14 protein-coding genes are annotated in these 21,571 nt (G+C 62.4%); 2 read left to right on the forward strand and 12 right to left on the reverse strand.

The features are described from left to right. Positions 1 to 406: 406 nt before the first annotated feature. The 5 genes from HU731_RS00950 to HU731_RS00970 all read right to left on the reverse strand — a co-directional run bounded on the left by HU731_RS00950 (position 407) and on the right by HU731_RS00970 (position 7,037). On the reverse strand, positions 407 to 1,000 hold the full coding sequence (locus HU731_RS00950; protein ID WP_186606645.1) for a glutathione S-transferase: 594 nt from the start codon (positions 998 to 1,000) through the stop codon (positions 407 to 409). Next, positions 997 to 4,635 carry an AAA family ATPase gene (locus HU731_RS00955; protein WP_186606646.1) on the reverse strand — a complete coding sequence of 1,213 codons (3,639 nt, stop codon included), beginning with the start codon at positions 4,633 to 4,635 and terminating at the stop codon, positions 997 to 999. Before HU731_RS00955 ends, HU731_RS00950 begins: the two co-directional genes overlap by 4 nt. Then, a complete protein-coding gene (locus tag HU731_RS00960; protein ID WP_034135427.1) occupies positions 4,632 to 5,873 on the reverse strand; it encodes an exonuclease SbcCD subunit D C-terminal domain-containing protein in 1,242 nt (413 codons plus the stop codon). Before HU731_RS00960 ends, HU731_RS00955 begins: the two co-directional genes overlap by 4 nt. A gap of 189 nt (positions 5,874 to 6,062) precedes the next feature. Next, positions 6,063 to 6,314, reverse strand: a complete 252-nt coding sequence (locus tag HU731_RS00965; protein WP_186606647.1) for a DUF6124 family protein — start codon at positions 6,312 to 6,314, stop codon at positions 6,063 to 6,065. A gap of 471 nt (positions 6,315 to 6,785) precedes the next feature. Then, entirely contained in the window at positions 6,786 to 7,037 is a 252-nt protein-coding gene (locus tag HU731_RS00970) for a DUF6124 family protein (protein WP_186606648.1), read from the reverse strand. Between the two features lie 409 nt (positions 7,038 to 7,446). On the opposite strand from HU731_RS00970, the gene HU731_RS00975 reads away from it, so the two are divergent. Continuing rightward, positions 7,447 to 7,929, forward strand: coding sequence for a hypothetical protein (locus HU731_RS00975; RefSeq protein ID WP_186606649.1), 483 nt, complete (start codon positions 7,447 to 7,449; stop codon positions 7,927 to 7,929). 608 nt (positions 7,930 to 8,537) lie between these two features. Here the strand turns inward: HU731_RS00975 and HU731_RS00980 are convergent. From HU731_RS00980 to HU731_RS01010, 7 genes are all read right to left on the reverse strand, one after another. Continuing rightward, a complete protein-coding gene (locus tag HU731_RS00980; RefSeq protein ID WP_186606650.1) occupies positions 8,538 to 10,178 on the reverse strand; it encodes a BatD family protein in 1,641 nt (546 codons plus the stop codon). Further along, entirely contained in the window at positions 10,175 to 11,914 is a 1,740-nt protein-coding gene (locus tag HU731_RS00985; protein WP_186606651.1) for a tetratricopeptide repeat protein, read from the reverse strand. The genes HU731_RS00980 and HU731_RS00985 overlap by 4 nt, the downstream gene beginning before the upstream one ends. Next, positions 11,911 to 12,999, reverse strand: coding sequence for a vWA domain-containing protein (locus HU731_RS00990; RefSeq protein ID WP_186606652.1), 1,089 nt, complete (start codon positions 12,997 to 12,999; stop codon positions 11,911 to 11,913). The genes HU731_RS00985 and HU731_RS00990 overlap by 4 nt, the downstream gene beginning before the upstream one ends. Next, on the reverse strand, positions 12,992 to 13,486 hold the full coding sequence (locus tag HU731_RS00995; protein WP_003190798.1) for a DUF4381 domain-containing protein: 495 nt from the start codon (positions 13,484 to 13,486) through the stop codon (positions 12,992 to 12,994). The genes HU731_RS00990 and HU731_RS00995 overlap by 8 nt, the downstream gene beginning before the upstream one ends. After that, complete coding sequence (locus HU731_RS01000; protein WP_032892136.1) at positions 13,483 to 14,415, reverse strand: DUF58 domain-containing protein; 933 nt, start codon at positions 14,413 to 14,415, stop codon at positions 13,483 to 13,485. Before HU731_RS01000 ends, HU731_RS00995 begins: the two co-directional genes overlap by 4 nt. Positions 14,416 to 14,420: 5 nt before the next feature. Continuing rightward, the gene (locus tag HU731_RS01005) at positions 14,421 to 15,380 is read right to left on the reverse strand and encodes an AAA family ATPase (protein WP_020301524.1); all 960 of its coding nucleotides are present in this window, start codon (positions 15,378 to 15,380) and stop codon (positions 14,421 to 14,423) included. Between the two features lie 371 nt (positions 15,381 to 15,751). Further along, the gene (locus tag HU731_RS01010; protein WP_186606653.1) at positions 15,752 to 16,105 is read right to left on the reverse strand and encodes a hypothetical protein; all 354 of its coding nucleotides are present in this window, start codon (positions 16,103 to 16,105) and stop codon (positions 15,752 to 15,754) included. Between the two features lie 482 nt (positions 16,106 to 16,587). On the opposite strand from HU731_RS01010, the gene HU731_RS01015 reads away from it, so the two are divergent. Then, positions 16,588 to 21,456, forward strand: coding sequence for an NAD-glutamate dehydrogenase (locus HU731_RS01015; RefSeq protein WP_186606654.1), 4,869 nt, complete (start codon positions 16,588 to 16,590; stop codon positions 21,454 to 21,456). Positions 21,457 to 21,571: the final 115 nt, after the last annotated feature.

Here is a 21,571-nt window from a genome sequence, read left to right on the forward strand (position 1 = left end):
CCCAACGATCCAACTGTGTGAGCGGGCTTGCTCGCGAAGGCGGCCTGGCGGGCGACACTGTTATATCGAGTACATGTCCATTGCTGCGGTAACGGCTACTTAGGGTTCCGCCCTGACGGCGGCTCACTTTTGAAAAGCGCAAAAGTAAGCAAAACGCTCTTGCCCCACCACTCGGCACCTCGCCTAGGCTCGGTGTGCCCGTAATCCGCCAGTGATTTGGGGGGCCGCCGCCACGCGCCATCCATGGCGCGGGGCGGCTAAACCGGCATCCCTGCCGGTTTACCCCCCAAATCCCTGTCGAATTCCGGCCAGCGTGGTTTGACGGGGCGCCTAAGATCAAAAGCAGATCAAGAGCAAGAGCGGCTCGCTTCGCATCGTGGTTACCGTTGGATGCTATAACTTGGCCTCAGGATTTTGCCATCACCGCCGTAAACAACGGTGAATCCAGAAACCGTTGCAGCCAGCCCTGCAAACGCCGATACGGCGTGCCTGCAAACCACTCCCGATCCACATGGGCAAACTGGCGCACAAACGGCATCAGCGCCGCATCTGCCAGGCTCAGGTGATCGGCGAGCAGATACTCACGGTCTGCCAGCAACGTTTCCAGTTTCTGTAAGAACACTTCACCCTCGGCCCGATAATGCTCCATCGATTGCTCCGGGTAGCGTTCGGCGTACTTGTATCGATTCAAATGGTGCTTGAACACCTGATCATTCTCGGCAATCAACGCTAGCACCCCAGGGTCACCTTGCAGCAGCCAATCATCGGGATCGTGCTGCGCCAGCGCCCACTGCATGATCTCCAGGCTTTCCTCGATCACTCGACCTTCGACGCTCAACACCGGCACCGTGCCCTTGGGCGACAGCTTGAGCATCTCGGCCGGCTTGGCTTTCAGGCTGACTTCGATAATGCGCACCGCCATGCCGGAGTAGCGCAGCGCCAGCCGCGCGCGCATTGCATAGGGGCAGCGCCGGAACGAATACAGCAGCGCTTCGCTCACTTGACCTCCAACGTGCTCAGGCCATTGCCCTGGCGCTGGACCTGAATCTGCACCGGGATGCGTTCATGCATTTCCTGTACATGGGAGATCACCGCCACTTTGCGGCCCTGGGCTTGCAAGCCGTCCAGGGCGTCCATCGCCAATTGCAGCGATTCGGGGTCGAGACTGCCAAAGCCTTCGTCGATAAACAGCGACTCGATCTTCAAGGTGCTCGACGCCATCGAGGCCAGCCCCAACGCCAGTGCCAACGACACCAGGAAGGTTTCGCCACCGGACAGCGAGTGCACCGAGCGCAGTTCATCGCCCATCTCGGTGTCCATGACCAACAGCCCGAGCATGCTGCCGCCGCGTTTAAGCCGGTAGCGGCGCACCAGTTGGCGCAGTTGCACGTTGGCGTGGTGCACCAGCAAGTCGAGGTTGTAGGCCTGGGCGATCTTGCGGAAGGTATCGCCGGTGGCCGAGCCGATCAGCGCATTCAGGCGTGCCCAGCGCTGCCACTGCTCGTAAGCTTTGGCGATCTGTTCGGCCAGGGCCTGGTTGGCATTCTGGCGACGCTGGTCTTCGGACTGGCGTGCGCGCAGTTCGGCGCAGTGTTTCTCACCCTCGAGCAGTTGCTGGTTAAGCGTGGCCAGGGTGGCGTCCAGTTGCTCGGCCTCCAGGTTGCCGTTGTGCAGGGCCTGGTGTTCGGCCAGGCGCTGTTCGCGCTCGTGCAGCAGAACCTTGGCTTGCTCCACGGCCTTTTCGCTGCTGTGCAGGTGCTGACGCAACTGCGTGACCTGGGCCTCATCGAAGGCCAACAGGCGTGCCAGGCCCTGATCATCCAGTTCGGGGTGCAGGGCGCGCCATTCGCTGATGCGTGTCGCGAGGGCTTGCTGTTCCGCCTCCAATGCCTGCTGGCGTTGCTGCTGGGCGTTGAGGTCGGCGGCCAGCTGTACCAGGGCCGTGTGCACGGCGTGCAGTTCCTGGTTGGCGTCGGTCTCGCTTTGGCGGGACTGAGTGACGGCTTGCTCCAGTTGCTGTTGCCAGTGTTCGGCGCTGGGGTGGTCCCCTAGCAAGGCGCGGAGTTTTTCCTGGACGGCGTGTTGCTGGTCGGCCAGCTCGGCGACTTGCAGACTCAAGGCGTCGAGTTGCTGCTGACGATGCTGTTGGTGGGTGTGTTGTTTCTCGATGGCCTGTTGGCGCTCCTGCTGCTCGGCCTGCTCATCGCGTTGATGGCCCAATTGCTCAAGGCGCTGGCTGACCTGTTGGTCGAGCTGCATGAAGGTTGCCGCAGGCGCGCTGCGCAAACCCTCCAGCGTCTGGGCGGGCAACAGGCTGGCGAAGGCGCTGAGTTCCGCCTCCAGGCGTTCGCGGTCGCCGGCCAGTTGCCTTTGCTGGTCCACCAGCAATTGCCGGGCTTGCTGGCTGGCGTCCTGGGCCGCTTGCAATTGTTGCTGCAAGCGCCCGGCGTTCTGTTGCAGGTTGAGCAGGGCGCCCTGGCGTTGTTCGTCCTGGCTGATGCTTTGGGTCAATTGGGCCAGTTGCTGGGCCAGCCAAGGGCTGCGCTTGGCGGCGTCCTGATTGAACAGCGAGGCAGACAGTGGGTGGGCTTGCAGGCTGGGTGCCAAACCCTGCTGCTGCGTGGCCAACTGTTCCTGCTGTTGCAGGAACTCTTTTTGCTGAGCGATAAGGCCGCCCACTTCACCGCGCAGTTCGGTGAGTTTTTCCTTGAGGCTGTCGACGGCTTTCTGCGCCGCGGCCTCTTCACTTTCATCATGGCGGCCCAGGCTTTGCAGCAGGGCCTCGGGCTGGTGATAGGGGTGCTCGTGGCTGCCGCACACCGGGCAGGGTTGGTCATCCTGCAACTGCTCGCGTAATTCCTCGACGCTGGCACTGCGGGCCAGGCGTTGGCGCTCAAGCAGTTGCTTGGTCACCGCCAGGGTTTGTTCGGCAACGGTGAGTTCGGCCTTGGTCTGCAGGCCGGTCTGGTTCAGTTGTTCGCGTTTTTGCGCGGCCTCGGCGAGCCTTTGCGTGAGCGCAGCGGCCTGTTGATCCAGCTGTTGCTGGCTGTCCCACAAGCGGGCCAGGTCTTCGAAGGCGCGCTGTTGCTTGCGATTGTCTTGCAGCAGGCTGGCGAGCAATTGGATTTGTTCGGCCACCGCATGCGGTTCGGCGCCGGCCTCATGGTAGAGCAGGTCCAGGGCTTCGCGCTGTTGGGTGAACTGTTCGGCAGCGGCGCTGGCGCGCTGTTCGAGCTGCCCCAGCTCGGCCTGGCCTTGGTTGAGGCGATTGCCGATCAACACCAGCTGTTGCAGACGGTCACGGTAGGCGTTCCAGGCATCGCTCAGCGGCGCGAGGGCGGCGCTGTGCTCAAGCTCGGTGGCCAGGCGTTGCAGGCGCTCGCTGCCTTGGGCCTGTGTGTGTTGCAAGCCGTCGAGCAGGGCCTGGCCTTCGGTGCAGGCGCTTTCGTGCTGGTGTTTTTCCTCATTACGCTTGGCCAGTTCCCGGGTCACATGGGCGAGGGTGTTTTGCTCCTCGATGGCCTGGCGCAGCAGGGGGGCGGCGTCGGCCTGGTTTTTCAGGGCCTCGGCCAGTGCTGCCTGGGCGGCCACTTGCTGGTGTTGCGCCTGTTCCTGGCGGGTGTGCAGGGCGGTTTGTTGCTCGAGGTGCTGGGCAATCTGCGCCGCCAAGGGGGTCAGCAAGGTGGCGAGTTCTGCCTGGCGCAGGAAGTGATGGCGTTGCGGTGCCAACTGCTCCAGCAGGCTCAGGTCCTGGCGTTGCTGGCCTTGGCTCGCCCAAGTTGCTTCGTCACGTTGCAGTTGCTCCACGGCATGCTGATGGCGCTCCTGCCATTCACGCAGCTCCTTGAGCCAGGTGTGTTGCAACTCCAACTGCTTGAGCTGGGCTTGTTGGGTCTTGAGCTGTTGCTGAGCTTCGGCCAGCTGTTGGTCCAGCTCGGCGCGGGCTTCGGGGGCCAGGGGCACCACGCCGGTGGCTTGGTCCTGTAGCTGTTTGTGGGCGTCCTTGGCCTCTTTGGCCTTGTCGAACGCGCGGCGGCCCAGCTGGGTGTAGAGCGCGGTGTCGGTGAGCTTTTCCAGCAGCTCGCTGCGCTCATTGTCATTGGCCTTGAGGAAGGCGCTGAACTCGCTTTGCGCCAGCAGCACCGCACGGGTGAACTGTTCGAAGTTCAGGCCCAGGGCCAATTCCAGCTGGGTCTTGTATTCGGTTTTCTGGCTGGCCAGCAGTTGGTCGCTGTCCAGGTCGATCAGGCTTTGCCGGCTGTTCTGCAACTTGCCGCTGGCTTTGTCGCGGGCGCGGTTGGCTTCCCAGCGGGCGCGGTAGCGACGGCCACTGACACCGACAAAATCCACCTCGGCATAGCCACCACCGGTGCCGCGGCGAATCAGGGTGCGCGGGTCGCCGATGGAAATATCCGTGTCGGCATCCGGCATTTTGGCCTGGCCGGTATCACCCAGGCGCGGCACCGCGCCAAACAGCGCCAGGCACAACGCATCGAGCAGGGTGCTTTTACCCGCGCCAGTCGGCCCGGTGATGGCGAACAGGCCCGCACTGGCCAGGGGCTCGGCGGTAAAGTCGATTTCGAACGGGCCCGCCAGGGAGGCGAGGTTTTTCAAGCGGATGGCGAGGATCTTCATGGCTGTTCGCCCTCCTGTTGCACTTCCTGGAGCAGCACGGCGAAGTCCTTCAAGGTCTGTTCATCCACTTCACTGCCGTAGCTGTCCTGCCAGGCGCGGCTGAACAACTCCTGGGGCGTGAGCTGGTCGAGTTCGATCAGTTGCGCATCGTCTGCCTCTGCGCTGCCGCGCGTGCCGGCGTATTCGGCGGCGATACGCACCAGGCGCACGGCCTTGCCTTGCAACGCGGTTTCGATCTGTTGGCGCAGGTCTGGTTGCGGCTCGTCGAGGCGCACGCGCACTTCCAGCCAAGGGTGGCGCTGGGTTTCAGCGAGCAGGTCGATGTCGGGCAACTCACCGAGTTGCTTGAGGATATCGGCCAGGGGCGCGGCTTCCAGGCGCTGCAGATTGACGGAGCGGGGAATCAGGATCGGTTCGCAGCCCACCAGCCTTTCGCCCTGGAACGTCACGTCGAGAATCTGGTGCTTGTAGCCGATTTCGGAGAACGATAAGGGGATTGGCGAGCCGCTGTAGCGAATGCGCTCCTCGCCATTGACCTTTTGCGGCTTGTGCAGATGGCCGAGGGCAACATACGCCACGCTTCGGTCGAACAGTGTGGCAGGCAGCGCCTCGGCATTGCCGATGATCAAGCTGCGTTCGGAGTCTTCGGATACCGACCCACCGGCCATGTGCGCATGGCTGATGGCTATCAACGCCTGGCCTTTGTTGCGCTTGGCATTGGCGGCCGCGATCAGCCATTCATGCACTTGGCCGATACCGCGCAGGTAATCATCGCCCAACTGGGCACCGGTGACTTCCGCCGGCCGCAGGAAGGGCAGCGCCAGGCACCAGGCGGCGATCTTGCCTTTGGCATTGGGCAGCGGGATCAGCAGGCGGTCGGCATCCAGTTGGCCATCGTCCAGCCACAGCACCCGGCCCAGGGCATGGGTGCGCAGACGCCGCATCAGGGGTGCAGGCAGTTCGATGCGCGAGCCGGAGTCATGGTTGCCGGCGATCATCACAATGGTCAGTGTCGGCTGTTGTTCGTGGGCGCTGATGATGAAGTCATACAAGCGCTCCTGGGCCTTGAGCGGCGGGTTGACCGTGTCGAAGATATCGCCGGCGATCAACAGCACATCCGGGCGCTGTGCCTTGAGTTGGCCCAGCAGCCATTCAAGGAAACAGGCGTGTTCGAAGTCGCGTTCCTGGCCGTGGAGGTTTTGGCCCAAGTGCCAGTCGGAGGTATGAAACAGACGCAAGGCGAACTCCGTGGAGAAGATGAAAAGGAGGGGAGTTTACCTGTAAAAGTGCACGCGGACTCATGGCCGACGCGATGGTTATTTGTAGGAGCGAGCTTGCTCGCGAAAAACGTCAACGATAACGCGGGCTTTCTGGATAAACGCGGCGCCTGTGAGTTTTTCGCGAGCAAGCTCGCTCCTACACAGGGGTTATGGGGTGTTAGTGGGGTTGGGTTGCAGGCAATCCAGCGCACGGTCGGCGAGGGTGCGGGCCATGTCGATCAGGTGAGCGGTGGAACAGGCCATGTCTCGCTGGGTGCCTTTGAGGCCTTCGGCGGTTTCGGTGGCGGTGGTGGCGGCGCAACGCAGTAGCGAGGAGATGCTGGCGATGGCGTCTTCGAAACTCAGGTCTTCGTGGGCGACGAAAATGGGAAAGGGGGGGGCGGGGACGATTTTGCTCATGGGTATAGCTCCTACTCAGTTGGGGCGCCGTCCTATGCCGTTTCCACACGACAAATTAGGTGGCAGCCATACGCGGGGTGGAAACCGGGGAGTAGGACCCAGTCAGACCGAAGTCTGCCCGCGCACAGCCGCCATTGAGCGTTTGCATACGATCATGACGCCTACTCATTCCCAGGTTTCCACACCCGATCGCTGATATGCAGCGACGAAGCGAAGGCTAGCCAGCGAAATGAGCAGGCGCAAGGCCAAAGGATTGTCTAGGAAACGTCCTGCAAATTAAAGGGATATGGATTGCTGGCCTTTAACAATGCATGTCGAGCGGGCGATGCTGGTCAACTGTGGACGGGCTAGCCCTGATGGTTTTTGGTAGGAGCGAGCTTGCTCGCGAAAAACGTCAACGATAACGCGGGCTTCCTGGGTAAACGCGGCGCCTGTGAGTTTTTCGCGAGCAAGCTCGCTCCTACACAGGGGCTATGGGGTGTTAGTGGGGTTGGGTTGCAGGCAATCCAGCGCTCGGTCGGCGAGGGTGCGGCCCATGTCGATCAGGTGAGCAGTGGAACAGGCCATGTCGCGCTGGGTGCCTTTGAGGCCCTCGGCGGTTTCGGTAGCGGTAGTGGCGGCGCAGCGTAGTAGCGAAGAGATGCTGGCGATGGCGTCTTCGAAACTCAGGTCTTCGTGGGCGACGAAAATGGGGAAGGGTGGGTCGGGTATGAGTTTGTTCATGGATAAAGCTCCTGCTTGGTTTGGGAGCCATTCTTTTGCCGATCTCACACGTCAAAAGGTGGCAGCTATGTGCGGGGTGAGATACCGGAAAACAGGACCCGGCCAGACCGAAGTCTGCCCGCACACAGCCGCCATTGACGGTTGTAGCGCATTGCGCCTGCTAATAACGGCATCTCACACCCGATCGCTGATAGGCAGCGACGAAGCGAAGGCTAGCCAGTGGGTTGAGCAGGCGCAAGGCCAAAGGATTGTCTAGGAAACGTCCCGCAAATTAAAGGGGTATGGATTGCTGGCCTTTAACAATGCATGTCGAACGGGCGGTGACGAACGAAGTGGAACCACAGGGTGAGTAGTGACCACGCACAACGTGGATTTCTCAATCAACCCCTGAATGAATCAGAGGCCCACCATGTCTTTTTCAGTAAACCCACCTTCCACTAGCGCTTTCACCGTTCTACCAGAGCAACTGGATGCTGATGCTGATGCTGACAGCCGCTCAGCCCAAGCTAGCCATCGTCAGGCACGAAGCACGGAAACCCAGGCCAGCGCCCCAGACCCGCGCCCGTACGCAAGCGTGACTGACCGGCAACTAATAGGGTTGATCCGCGACCACTTCCGTGAGTTCGCCGCAGGGGCGACAGACAGCTATGTGAACTTCAATGAGTTGAAAGAAGCCGCCGGCCTGGTAGCCACCGACAGGACATTTTCGCCAGAGGCACACCACGCGGCCAAGGAGTTACTCACACGGCCAAAATTGCTGCGCAAGCTGGATATCGGCATCAGCTTCTTCGGTGGCCCCGGTAAGGAGGACGGCCGGTTCGATATGGATAACCTGAACTATCTGTACAAATTCCCCCATCGTGAATGGAAGGTGCCGCGTCGTAATCACTAAGTGCAGGCGGGCGTCCGTGCAGGCGATGCGGATCAACTGTGGGAGCTGGCTTGCCTGCGATGACGGCCTGACAGCCGACGCCTATCTACCTGGCACCCCATCATCTTACTGTGGAAGCGGGCTTTCTCGCGAAGACGGCCTCACAGTCGACACCGTAATACCGAGTACATATCCATTCCTGCGGTAACGGCCACCTAGGGTTCCGCTCTGACAGCGGCTCACTTTTGAAAAGCGCAAAAGTAAGCAAAACGCTCTTGCCCCACCACTCGGCACCTCGCCTAGGCTCGGTGTGCCCGTAATCCGCCAGTGATTTGGGGGGCCGCCGCCACGCGCCATCCATGGCGCGGGGCGGCTAAACCGGCATCCCTGCCGGTTTACCCCCCAAATCATTGTCGAATTCCGGCCAGCGTGGTTTAACGGGGCGCCTAAGATCAAAAGCAGATCAAGAGCGGCTCGCTTCGCATCGTGGTTACCGTTGAGCGCTACAGAGTTGTGTAGAGACCTATGCTGCTATGGCGGAGTATCAGCCAGCACGTCGGCCGACTGTTACACCGCCATCGCGGGCAAGCCCGCTCCCACAGGGTTTTGTGGTGTTGGTCGAGGCTGGGTTACTTGGGGTAGAGCGGCGGCAAGCTGGTGGTGTCGGTCGCTGGGTCTTGCTCGCGTTCGGCCACGGGGATGGCCTTGATCGCACGCCATAGATCATCACCCAACCAGTATTGGCCGCTTTCGCTGTACAGCGCGCCATTCAACCCGTCCAGGGCATCCGACAGCGGCACAAACCGTGCGGCCATGTCGGCCAGGGTTTCCGGCTGTTGCCTTGCCCACGCGTCGAGGGCCTGGCGGGTAGCTTGAGGGTCGTTGGCCTGGGTGGCGCGCTTGAGGTCGTCGAGCAGCGTGCGTGGGCTGGGGCCGGTTTGGGCGGCGCGTTGTACCGCCGGTTGTCGGCGTGCGCGCCACCACAGGCCAAAGCCCAGCAGGGTGGTGCAGGCCAGTAACAGTGTGCTCAGTTGCCAGAGCCACAGGCGGTCATCGTCGGGGGCGGTGATGATGGTCGGTGTTGCGGGGGTGTCTACCACCAGGCTGGGGTTCACCGCCACTTGCACGGTGCGCGCCGGCAGGCTGGTGCGTTCCAGATGATCTTCGTGGGTGTTCCACCACACCACTTCCACGGTGGGCAGTTCCAGCTCGCCAGCGCGGGTCGGCACCAGGGCTTCGCGGTCTTCACGGCTGCCGGTCAGGCCGCGGTCGCTGGTGCGGTTAGCCATCACCGGTTGGTCGGGGTAGCGGCGCAGGCCGTTGACCTCGGTGCCGGGCAGCGCCGGCAATTGTGCGCTGGACAGGCCTTCGGCCTCCACGGTCAGGCTGCGGGTCAGGGAGTCGCCGACTTGCACGTGGTCCGGCGTGGGGTTCCAGCCTTCGCTCAGGGTCAGGCTGCGCGCGGGCAGCCAGGGGGCGTCGGCGGGGTAGGCGTCCGGTTTGGGTTTGACCGTCAAGGGCAGGGGTGCGGAGCTGACGTGAATCATCTTGCCCGGCTTGGTGCCCTGCAGGGTGTTTTCCTGGGGCGGGCGCGATTCCACCAGAGTGGCGCTGAAGGTCTGCGCCGGAATCACTACCGAGCCACTGTGTTGCGGGTAGAGGGCGTAGCGGGTTTCGATCACGCCATGGCGGATGCTGTTGATGACCTTTTCATAGGTGCGTGATTCGCCCAGTTGTTCGACACGTGCATCCGGTATCTGCAAGGGCGTGAGGCTGCTGTCGTCATACAGCGACACCGAGTGGTACACGCGCACGGTCAACAGGGCCTGGGCCTGCACGTACACGCTGGTCTGGTCGAGGTTGGCTTCGATGAACACCGGGGCCAGTTCGGCGCTGGTGTTCTGGCTGGCGCTTTCCACCACTTGCAGGGCGATCGGCTGGGTCTTGAGTGCGCCCACTTGCAGTGGCGGGATGACCACGTTGCCGTTCACCTTGGGCAGCAGGGTGATGATCCAGCGGGTGGTGGCGTGGTTGTCGCCGTCCAGCGTGGTGAGTTGGTTGATCTGGCGGGTGCCGCTGACTTCGAACTGCGCGTCCAGGGGCGACAGGTCCGGTTTGCCGAACTGGGTCACATCACTCGATTGCACCGTCAGTTCCACCGTTTCCCCGGAGTTGAGGCGGCTGCGGTCTACGCTGGCGACCAGGTCCGCCGCCTGGGCGTGGCCTGCCGACAGCGCGAGCAGGAGCAAAAGGGTGGTGCGGCGGCTCATCGAGTGGTGTCCTGATGTTGTTGCTGTTCGTACCAGAATTTGCGTCGCAACAGCTCGCCGGGGTTGTCCGGGATCTCCTGCAACCATTGCTCCAAGGCCTGGCGGCGCTCGCCTTCAAGACGCGTATCGGCAGGGCGCAAAGGCGGCGTGGTGGTTTGCTCGTCGCCCAGTTCGCTGCCTGGCACTTCATTACCGCCAGGCTGTGGCGTGGCGGCTGTCTGAGTCTCACCGGTGCCGGCTTCGCCCTGGCCGTGGGACGACTGCTCGCCACCCAGTGCCGTTTGTGCGCTGGCACCCGGTTGCGCAGTTTGGCCGGGTTGGGCGGTTTCGTCATCTTCGTTTTTTGCCGGCGGGTCTGGCTCGGGCTGCGTTTGCTGCTGCATCAGGGTTTCAACCAGGGCTTTGTTTTTCAGTGCCGGTTGCAAATCGGGCTGGGCTTCCAGGGCTTGTTCATACGCATCAATGGCCGCTTCAAACTCACCGGCCTTGGCCAGGGCATTGCCACGGTTGTAGTGGGAATAGGCATCGCTGCCTTGGGCAAACCGCTTGATGGCCTCGGCGTAATTGCCGGCTTCGTACAGCGCCACGCCTTGCCATTGCGGGTCCTGGAAGTGTTCGGCGGCTTCGGCCGGGCGTTTGTGCTTGAGCAGGTACTGGCCTTGTTGGTCGGGGCGCAGCCACAGGTCCTGCAGCCCGAAGGCGTAGCTGGGTTGCGGCGCGCCCATCAGCAGCAAGGGCAGACAGAACAGCCAGCCGCGACGCCCGGCGCACGCGGCCAGCAGCAACAACGGCAAGAGCAGCCAGTAACCCTGGTCGGCCCACGTGTCCAGGCGCAGCCGTTGGCCGTCGTCGCGCAGGGCCTGGGCGCTGTCGAGCATGCCGAGCTGGCGCAGATCTTTGTCATCCAGGCGCGCCGCACGGTAGCGGCCGCCCATTTCGCTGGCGAACGCCTTGAGGGTCGGGCTGTCGAGACGCGGCACCAGGATCGCGCCCTGGTCGTCCTTGAGGAATTCGCCGCTTTCCTGAGTCACCGGCGTGCCTTCGCGACTGCCGATGCCGAGGATCGACAACGTCGGCGCCTGGGCACTTTGCAGTTGCAGGCGGATGCCTTGGCGCTCTTGTTTGGACAGTGAGGAACCGATCAGCAGCAGGCGCCCTTGGCCGAGACCGCCTTGCTTGAGCAGGCCCAGGGCTTTTTCCACGGCCAGATCGGCACGATGGCCGGGCTCGGGCATGATCGAGGGGCGCAGGGCTTCCAACAGGTTGCGGCTGGTGGCCAGGTCATCGGACAGCGGTACCAAGGTGTGGGCGCTGCCGGCGTACACGATGATGGCTGTTTGCGCATCGGTGCGCGCTTGCAGCAAGTCATACAGCTTGCGCCGCGCCTGCTCCAGGCGGTTGGGCGGGCTGTCGGTGGCGAGCATTTGCGGGGTCAGTTCCAGCAGCACCACCAAGGGGTCAGAGGGTTTCTGGCTGGCCTGTTCAACCCGTTGCCAACTGGGGCCCAGCAACGCCAGCACGGCCAACAGCCAGGCGATGCCGAGCACCACCCACGGCGACTTACTCTCGCGGCCATTGCCACCACTGAGCAACTCGGCATGGAACGCCGGCGGCAGGATCATCTGCCAACGGCCGGCGCGTTTTTGCCGATGCCATAGCTGCCACAGCAACCAGCCAAGCAGGGGCAGCAACAACAGCCACCAGGGGCGCAACCAGTGCGGCCACAGGGCGATCATCGACGCCTCCGCAAACGCAGGCGCTGCAGACGCTGGCGCCATTCAGGGTGTTGCTGCAAAAAAATGCCCCTGCTCGATAGTCGATTGAAGGCGCGCTGCAAGGCGTTGTTCGGCCAGCGTTCCTGGACCACCAACAACAGGCTCAGAACCAACGCCAGGGCCAATGGGCCGCTGTACAGCGCCTGGGCCGGTCGGGCCTGGGTGGGTTGTTGCTCCACCGGCTCAAGGGTGTCGAGGGTGTCCTTGATCTTCAGCAGTTCCTCGCCGTCACGGGCGCGGAAATACTGGCCGCCGGTGGCCTCGGCCAGTGCCTTGAGCGCCGGTTCGTCGAGGTCCAGGCTCGGGTTGACGCCAAGGATGCCCAGGGAGCCGGTTTGCTCGGGGTCGGCACCGATGCCGATCGGGTAGATTTTCACACCTTCCTCGGCCGCCAGGCGCGCAGCGGTCAACGGGTCGATCTGCCCGGCGTTGTTGGCGCCGTCGGTGACCAGGATCAGCACGCGGCTTTGCGCCGGGCGCTGGCGCAGGCGTTTTATGGCCAGGCCGATGGCGTCGCCGATGGCGGTGTTCTTGCCGGCAATGCCGATGCGCGCTTCATCCAGCCAGGTGCGCACGGTGCGCCGGTCAAAGGTCAGGGGCGCTTGCAGGTAGGCTTGGCTGCCGAACAGGATCAGGCCCACGCGGTCACCTTCACGCTCCTCTAGAAAGTCTCCCAGCAGGTGCTTGACCAGGGCCAGGCGGCTGACGTCCTCGTCCTGCCAGTGCATATCGGGAAAATCCATGGAGCCTGAGACGTCCACCGCCACCAGCAAATCCCGACCGCTGGCAGCAATCGGCAAGGGTTCGCCCAGCCATTGCGGGCGGGCGGCGGCGGTCAACAGCAGCAACCACAGCACCACGAATGGGGCTTGCTGGCGCCAGCCGGGCAGGTTGACGCGGGCACGGCGGCGGGCCAGGCCTTCAAGGTCGCTGAGGTAGCTGACTTTGAGCGCCGGTTCGCCGCTGTCGGCCACGGGCAGCACCAGGCGCATGACCCAGGGCAGTGGCAACAGGGCGAAGATCCACGGCCAGGCGAACTCAAACATGTTTGCGAATCCAGGTGTCGACGGCTTGGGTGAGGCCGGCGATGGCTTTGTCGTCGAGCTTGCATTCGGGTTTGTAGGCGCCTTCCACTAACACCATCCAGCGCGTCAGGCCGGCGGCGGGGCAGCGGTTGTCCAAAAAGGCGAGCCATTTGCGCCCGTTGAGGGTGTGGCTCTGGCTATAAGGGTAGTCGTTGCGGCACAGGCGCTTGAGCAGGCCGTTGAGTTGCTGCAACCAGGCGCCAGCCGGCGCGCCGTCGTAGGGCTTGGGCATCAAAGCCAGCTCGGCCAGGGCGGCGATACGTAACGGGTCCAAAGGTTGTTCGGCACGGGCCACGGGGCGGCGGGCCGGGAGGAAACGGCGCAGCCACCACAGGCCCCAACCGAGCAGGGGGATCACCAGCAGCAACAGCCACCAGCCCGGCGCCGGTGGCCAGAAGCCAATGGCAGGCGGTGCGATCAGTGGTTGCAGTTGGTCCAGGCTGCTCATGGTTTTTTAACCGGGCGTTGCGGGTTGAGGTATTCGCGCAGTTGCTCGACCATTTCACTCTGGGTGCTCAAGGGCATCAATAACAGCCGCAGTTTCTGCGCGAGCCGTTCCCAGCGGGCGATACGTGCTTCGGCCTGGGCCTTGTAGGCCTGGCGCAGGTCAATATTCAGGGTGTCCAGTTCCAGTTGCGCGCCTCGTTGCGCGAAACGCAGCAGCCCGGCGGCGGGCAGGGCGTGGTCCAGCGGGTCGGAGATCGGTAATAACAGCAGGTCGCAATGGCGCGCCAGCAGGCTCAGCTGTTGCTCGGCGCCTTCGGTGAGGGCGCGCTCATCGCAGATCACCACCACCAGGCTGCCCGGGCGCAGCACCTCGCGGCCACGGCGCAAGGCCATGCCCAGGGCGTCGGCTTCCGGCTGACGCTCGGTGTTCAGGCTCTGGTTGACCCGCACCAGCCGGTTAAGCAGTTGCAACAGGCTCTGCTTGCTGCGCCGTGGCTTGATCTCGTAGTGCTCGCTGTCGCCGAACACCAGCCCGCCCACCCGGTCGTTATGGCCCAGGGCGGCCCACCCGATCAGGCTGGCAGCCTGGGCGGCAAGCACCGACTTGAACATTTGCCCCGAGCCGAAAAACAGCCGGCAACTTTGCTCGACCATGATGAAAATCGGTCGCTCGCGCTCTTCATGGAACAGCTTGGTGTGCGGCTCCTGGGTACGCGCCGTCACGCGCCAGTCAATGGTGCGCACGTCGTCGCCGGCCTGGTACACGCGCACCTGGTCGAAATCGACGCCACGCCCGCGCAGCTTGGAGTGGTGCAGGCCCACCAGCGGGCTACGTTGACCAGGCGTGGAGAACAACTGCACCTCACGCACGCGGTGGCGCATCTCAATCAATTCACTGAGGGTTACGCGGATGCCATCGCTTGCGTTCATCGACTTCAAGCGACGGCAACGACGTCGAGAATACGTTGCACCACGCGGTCCTGGTCGACCCCGGCGGCTTCGGCCTCGAACGACAGGATGATGCGGTGGCGCAGCACGTCGAACAGCACCGCCTGGATATCTTCCGGGCTCACAAAATCACGCCCGGCCAGCCAGGCATGGGCGCGGGCGCAGCGGTCCAGGGCGATGGAACCACGGGGGCTGGCGCCATAGGCGATCCACTCGGCCATTTCCGGGTCGAACTTGGCAGGGGTGCGCGTGGCCATCACCAGTTGCACCAGGTATTCCTCCACGGCATCGGCCATGTACAAGCCGAGGATTTCCTTGCGCGCGGCAAAGATGGCCTGCTGGCTGACCCGGCGCTCGGGCTTGGTTTCGCCATTGAGCGCTTCGCCACGGGCTTGTTGCAGGATACGGCGCTCGACGGCGGCATCCGGGAAGCCGATCTTGACGTGCATCAGGAACCGGTCGAGCTGGGCTTCGGGCAGCGGGTAGGTGCCTTCCTGCTCGATGGGGTTTTGCGTGGCCATCACTAAAAACAGCGGCGACAGCTCGTAAGTGCTGCGGCCCACGCTGACCTGGCGCTCGGCCATGGCCTCGAGCAAGGCCGACTGCACCTTGGCCGGGGCACGATTGATTTCGTCTGCCAGCACCAGGTTATGGAAGATTGGCCCCTGTTGGAACACAAAGCTGCCGGTTTCCGGGCGATAGATCTCGGTGCCGGTGATATCGGCGGGCAACAGGTCGGGGGTGAACTGGATACGATGGAACTGCGCTTCGATCCCTTCGGCCAACTCCTTGATCGCCTTGGTCTTGGCCAGCCCCGGTGCGCCTTCGACCAGCATATGGCCGTCAGCGAGCAGGGCGATCAGCAGGCGATCAATGAGTTTTTCCTGGCCGAGAATCTGCGTAGAAAGAAAGGTTCGCAGCGCAAGCAGCGCTTCACGATGTTCCATCGATGACGGTTCCTGGAAAAGATGAGCCTGGGTGTTGTGACAGAACACCGGGCCTGGGGCGTTTACTTTAATGCATCGTGGGGTGCGGCGACTAACGGCTTGATGGGTATTTTTGGCGAAACTTACAGGATTGCGGTGTGAGAGGCATAACAGCTGGGTAGGTAGAGCACGGTCACTGTGGAAGCTGGCTTGCCTGCGATCCAGTCAACTCGGTGATTCAGGCACACCGAGTCGATACCTTCGCAGGCAAGCCAGCTCCCACATTTGGATCGCCGTGCCTCAGCCAGATCAGCGTCGGCTGTCAGGCCGTCACGGGAGCAAGCTCCCTCGCCACAGATTTGGCGTCGTGCCGAAGTTTCAAGTGACCGGTTTCAAGTCCGAATGAACGTGCCGGTGCCTGTGAGGATGTTCTGCAGCGTTTCCTGCACTTCGGCCATGTCTGCCGCAGCGGTGCTGTGGGTGATCTCCAGCTGGTCCTTACCACCCAGGGCATCGGCATCGCCAGCCGCCAGTTCGATCAATAAGGTGGTGTCGCCCAACGTCACTTTCAGCCCGTCGAGAGTCGAGGGTTCGTAGTCCCAGGTCAGCTCCACTTCATCTTCATCCGGATAACGGGTGAGCATGAACATTTCGCCGTTCTTGCCGTGACAGCAAAGCATAGCCATGTTGTCTTCTTCGTCGTCACATGGGGTGGCCATCAGGGCGTCGGTTTTCAGATGCAGCATGGGGCAATCCTGTGTAGGGGAGGGCAATTGTGCCACTAAGGCGAATCTTGTGCTTCATCCTGTGTCGGAAGTTAGGCATGACCTGACGGGCCAGATCGGTCATTTCTGGTACTGATGGGGTTCAATGTAGCAAGATTTTCTACCGAAAATCCTGGGTTGCCCAAGTTGCAACCGGCACCCTGCTTACCGATGACCGAATATGTCGCAGCATCGCAAGCAGCGTTCTTCCTACACTCGTTAAGCTGCGCAACGGATGTGCCCTGTGCCAGGCGCCTGACCTGCCCGTCGTATCGTCACCTGGCCAAGAGCATGCCGTATGGAAGTTGTATGTGACCTGACTGTCTTGTCCAGCTTCACCCACCTGTCGCCCTGATTCGTTTATGGTGCTTGTCAGCACACCAGCGAACAGAGCTGACGGTCTCCCCGCAAGGGGATAACACGCGACGCTTTCATCAATAACAAGCCCAAGCGGAGTACCACAGATGGCGTTCTTCACCGCAGCCAGCAAGGCCGACTTCCAGCATCAACTGCAAGCGGCACTGGCGCAGCACCTCAGTGAACAGGCACTGCCACAAGTGGCGCTGTTCGCTGAACAATTTTTCGGCATCATTTCCCTGGACGAACTGACCCAGCGTCGCCTTTCCGACCTGGCCGGTTGCACCCTGTCTGCCTGGCGCCTGCTTGAGCGCTTTGATCACACCCAACCGCAAGTGCGGGTCTACAACCCCGATTACGAACGTCATGGCTGGCAGTCGACCCACACCGCGGTCGAAGTGCTGCACCATGACCTGCCCTTTCTGGTCGACTCGGTACGCACCGAGCTGAACCGCCGTGGCTACAGCATCCATACCCTGCAAACCACCGTGCTCAGCGTGCGTCGTGGCAGCAAGGGCGAGCTGCTGGAAATCCTGCCTAAGGGCACCCAGGGCGAAGGCATCCTGCAAGAATCGCTGATGTACCTGGAGATCGACCGCTGCGCCAATGCCGCCGAACTGAACGTGCTGAGCAAAGAGCTTGAGCAGGTGCTGGGCGAAGTGCGCGTGGCCGTGGCCGATTTCGAACCGATGAAAGCCAAGGTCCAGGACCTGCTGGCCGGTATCGACGCCAGTGCGTTCACCATCGACGGCGAAGAAAAAGCCGAGATCAAGAACTTCCTCGAATGGCTGGTGGGCAACCACTTCACCTTCCTGGGCTACGAAGAGTTCGTGGTACGTGACGAGGCGGACGGCGGTCATATCGAATATGACGCCAGCTCCTTCCTCGGTCTGACCAAGCTGCTGCGCGCCGGCCTCACCGCCGAAGACCTGCGCATCGAAGACTACGCCGTGGCCTACCTGCGTGAGCCGACCGTGCTGTCGTTCGCCAAGGCCGCACACCCAAGCCGCGTGCACCGCCCGGCTTACCCGGACTACGTGTCTATCCGCGAGATCAGCGCCGACGGCAAGGTCATCAAGGAACACCGCTTCATGGGCCTGTACACTTCCTCGGTGTACGGCGAAAGCGTGCGGGTGATCCCTTATATCCGTCGCAAGGTCGCGGAAATCGAACGTCGTTCGGGCTTCCAGGCCAAGGCGCACCTGGGTAAAGAGCTTGCCCAAGTGGTTGAAGTACTGCCCCGCGACGACCTGTTCCAGACTCCGGTCGACGAGCTGTTCAGCACCGTGATGTCGATTGTGCAGATCCAGGAGCGCAACAAGATCCGCGTGTTCCTGCGCAAAGACCCCTACGGTCGTTTCTGCTACTGCCTGGCCTACGTGCCGCGCGACATCTATTCCACCGAAGTGCGCCAGAAGATCCAGCAAGTGCTGATGGACCGTCTGAAGGCTTCGGACTGCGAGTTCTGGACCTTCTTCTCCGAGTCCGTGCTGGCCCGTGTGCAACTGATTCTGCGGGTTGACCCCAAGAACCGCCTGGACATCGACCCACTGCAACTGGAAAAAGAAGTGGTGCAGGCCTGTCGCAGCTGGCAGGACGACTACGCCAGCCTGGTAGTGGAAAGCTTCGGCGAAGCCCAGGGCACCAACGTGCTGGCGGATTTCCCCAAAGGCTTCCCGGCCGGCTACCGCGAGCGTTTCGCCGCGCATTCGGCTGTGGTCGACATGCAGCACCTCAACAGCCTGACCGAAGCCAACCCGCTGGTGATGAGCTTCTATCAGCCGCTGGGCCAGGTCTCCGGCCAGCGTGAGCTGCATTGCAAGCTTTACCACGCCGATACGCCGCTGGCGCTGTCCGACGTGCTGCCAATTCTGGAAAACCTCGGCCTGCGTGTGCTGGGCGAGTTCCCGTATCGCCTGCGCCACGCCAATGGCCGTGAGTTCTGGATCCATGACTTTGCGTTCATCGCCGCCGAAGGCGTGAACCTGGATATCCAGCAGCTCAACGACACCCTGCAGGATGCGTTCGTGCACATCGTGCATGGCGATGCCGAGAACGATGCGTTCAACCGCCTGGTCCTCACTGCCGGCCTGCCTTGGCGCGACGTGGCGTTGCTGCGTGCCTATGCTCGCTACCTGAAGCAGATTCGCCTGGGCTTCGACCTGGGTTACATCGCCAGCACCCTGAACAACCACACCGACATCGCCCGCGAGTTGACCCGGTTGTTCAAGACCCGCTTCTACTTGGCGCGCAAGCTCACTGCCGACGACCTGGAAGACAAGCAGCAACGCCTGGAGCAAGCGATCCTCAGCGCCCTGGACGACGTTCAGGTGCTCAACGAAGACCGCATCCTGCGTCGCTACCTGGACCTGATCAAGGCCACCCTGCGTACCAACTTCTACCAGACCGATGCCAACGGCCAGAACAAGTCGTACTTCAGCTTCAAGTTCGACCCGCGTGCTATCCCAGAGCTGCCCAAGCCCGTGCCGAAGTTTGAAATCTTCGTGTACTCGCCACGGGTCGAAGGCGTGCACCTGCGCTTTGGCAACGTGGCCCGTGGCGGCCTGCGCTGGTCCGACCGTGAAGAAGACTTCCGCACTGAAGTGCTCGGCCTGGTAAAAGCCCAGCAAGTGAAGAACTCGGTGATCGTGCCGGTGGGCGCCAAGGGCGGCTTCCTGCCGCGTCGCCTGCCATTGGGCGGCAGCCGGGACGAGATCGCGGCTGAAGGCATCGCCTGCTACCGCATCTTCATCTCCGGCCTGTTGGACATCACCGACAACCTGAAAGACGGCGCGCTGGTGCCGCCGGCCAACGTCGTGCGTCATGACGACGATGACCCGTACTTGGTAGTGGCGGCGGACAAAGGCACTGCGACCTTCTCCGACATCGCCAACGGCATTGCCATCGACTACGGCTTCTGGCTGGGCGATGCGTTCGCTTCCGGTGGTTCGGCCGGTTACGACCACAAGAAAATGGGCATCACCGCCAAAGGCGCGTGGGTGGGTGTGCAGCGTCACTTCCGTGAGCGCGGCATCAACGTGCAGGAAGACAGCATCACCGTGGTGGGCGTCGGCGATATGGCCGGTGACGTGTTCGGTAACGGTTTGTTGATGTCGGACAAGCTGCAACTGGTCGCAGCCTTCAACCACCTGCATATCTTCATCGACCCGAACCCGAACCCGGCCACCAGCTTCGTCGAGCGCAAGCGTTTGTTCGAACTGCCGCGTTCGGCCTGGACCGACTACGACACCAGCATCATGTCCGAAGGTGGCGGTATCTTCTCGCGCAGCGCGAAAAGCATTGCCATCTCGCCACAGATGAAAGAGCGCTTCGACATCCAGGCCGACAAGCTGACCCCGACCGAACTGCTCAACGCCTTGCTCAAGGCGCCGGTGGACCTGTTGTGGAACGGCGGTATCGGTACCTACGTCAAGGCCAGCACCGAGAGCCATGCCGATGTGGGCGACAAGGCCAACGACGCACTGCGCGTCAATGGCAACGAGCTGCGCTGCAAGGTAGTGGGCGAGGGCGGTAACCTCGGCATGACCCAGTTGGGCCGTGTGGAATTCGGCCTCAATGGCGGCGGTTCCAACACCGACTTCATCGACAACGCCGGTGGCGTGGACTGCTCCGACCACGAAGTGAACATCAAGATCCTGCTCAACGAAGTGGTGCAGGCCGGTGACATGACCGACAAGCAGCGTAACCAGCTGCTGGCGAGCATGACCGACGAAGTCGGCAACCTGGTGTTGGGCAACAACTACAAGCAGACCCAGGCCCTGTCCCTGGCCGCGCGCAAGGCTTACGAGCGTGCTGCCGAGTACAAGCGCCTGATGAGCGACCTGGAAGGCCGTGGCAAGCTGGACCGTGCCATCGAGTACCTGCCGACCGAGGAGCAGCTTACCGAGCGCGCCTCCAGCGGCAAGGGCCTGACCCGTCCGGAACTGTCGGTGCTGATCTCCTACAGCAAGATCGACCTCAAGGAAGCGTTGCTCAAGTCGCTGGTACCGGATGACGAGTACCTGACCCGTGACATGGAGACCGCGTTCCCTCCGAGCCTGGTGGCCAAGTTCGGCGAAGCCATGCGTCGCCACCGTCTGAAGCGCGAGATCGTCAGCACCCAGATCGCCAACGACCTGGTCAACCACATGGGCATCACCTTCGTTCAACGACTCAAAGAGTCGACCGGCATGAGCCCGGCGAACGTGGCGGGCGCTTATGTGATCGTGCGGGACATCTTCCATCTCCCGCACTGGTTCCGTCAGATTGAAGCCCTGGACCACCAGGTTTCCGCCGACGTGCAACTGGAGCTGATGGATGAGCTGATGCGCCTGGGCCGTCGCGCTACGCGCTGGTTCCTGCGCAGCCGTCGCAACGAGCAAGACGCCGGGCGTGACACCGCGCACTTCGGTCCGCATCTGGCGGCGCTGGGCCTCAAGCTCGACGAACTGCTGGAAGGCCCGACCCGCGAAGGCTGGCAGAACCGCTACCAGGCCTACACCCAGGCCGGCGTACCGGAGTTGTTGGCACGCATGGTTGCAGGCACTACCCACCTGTACACCTTGCTGCCGATCATCGAAGCCGCCGACGTGACCGGGCATGACGCCGCCGAAGTGGCCAAGGCCTACTTCGCCGTCGGCAGCGCCCTGGACCTGCCGTGGTACCTGCAACAGATCAGCGATCTGCCGGTTGCCAACAACTGGCAGGCCCAGGCCCGCGAAGCCTTCCGCGATGACGTGGACTGGCAGCAACGGGCGATCACCATCTCGGTCCTGCAAATGGCCGATGCGCCACAAGACATGGAAGCCCGCGTGGCCCTGTGGCTTGAGCAGCACCAGGACATGGCGGATCGCTGGCGCGCCATGATGGTGGAAATTCGTGCAGCAGTGGGCACGGACTACGCCATGTACGCGGTGGCCAACCGTGAGTTGCTGGACCTGGCGTTGAGTGGCCAGTCGGTGTTGCAACCGGCTTGATGCCTCGCTAAACCAAAAGCCCCCGCATCGTGAGATGCGGGGGCTTTTTTTTTTGATCTGGAATGCGATCAATGTAGGAGCGAGCTTGCTCGCGAAAAACGTCAACGATCACGCG

The organism is Pseudomonas salmasensis, from assembly GCF_014268375.2.
Classification (GTDB): domain Bacteria; phylum Pseudomonadota; class Gammaproteobacteria; order Pseudomonadales; family Pseudomonadaceae; genus Aquipseudomonas; species Aquipseudomonas salmasensis.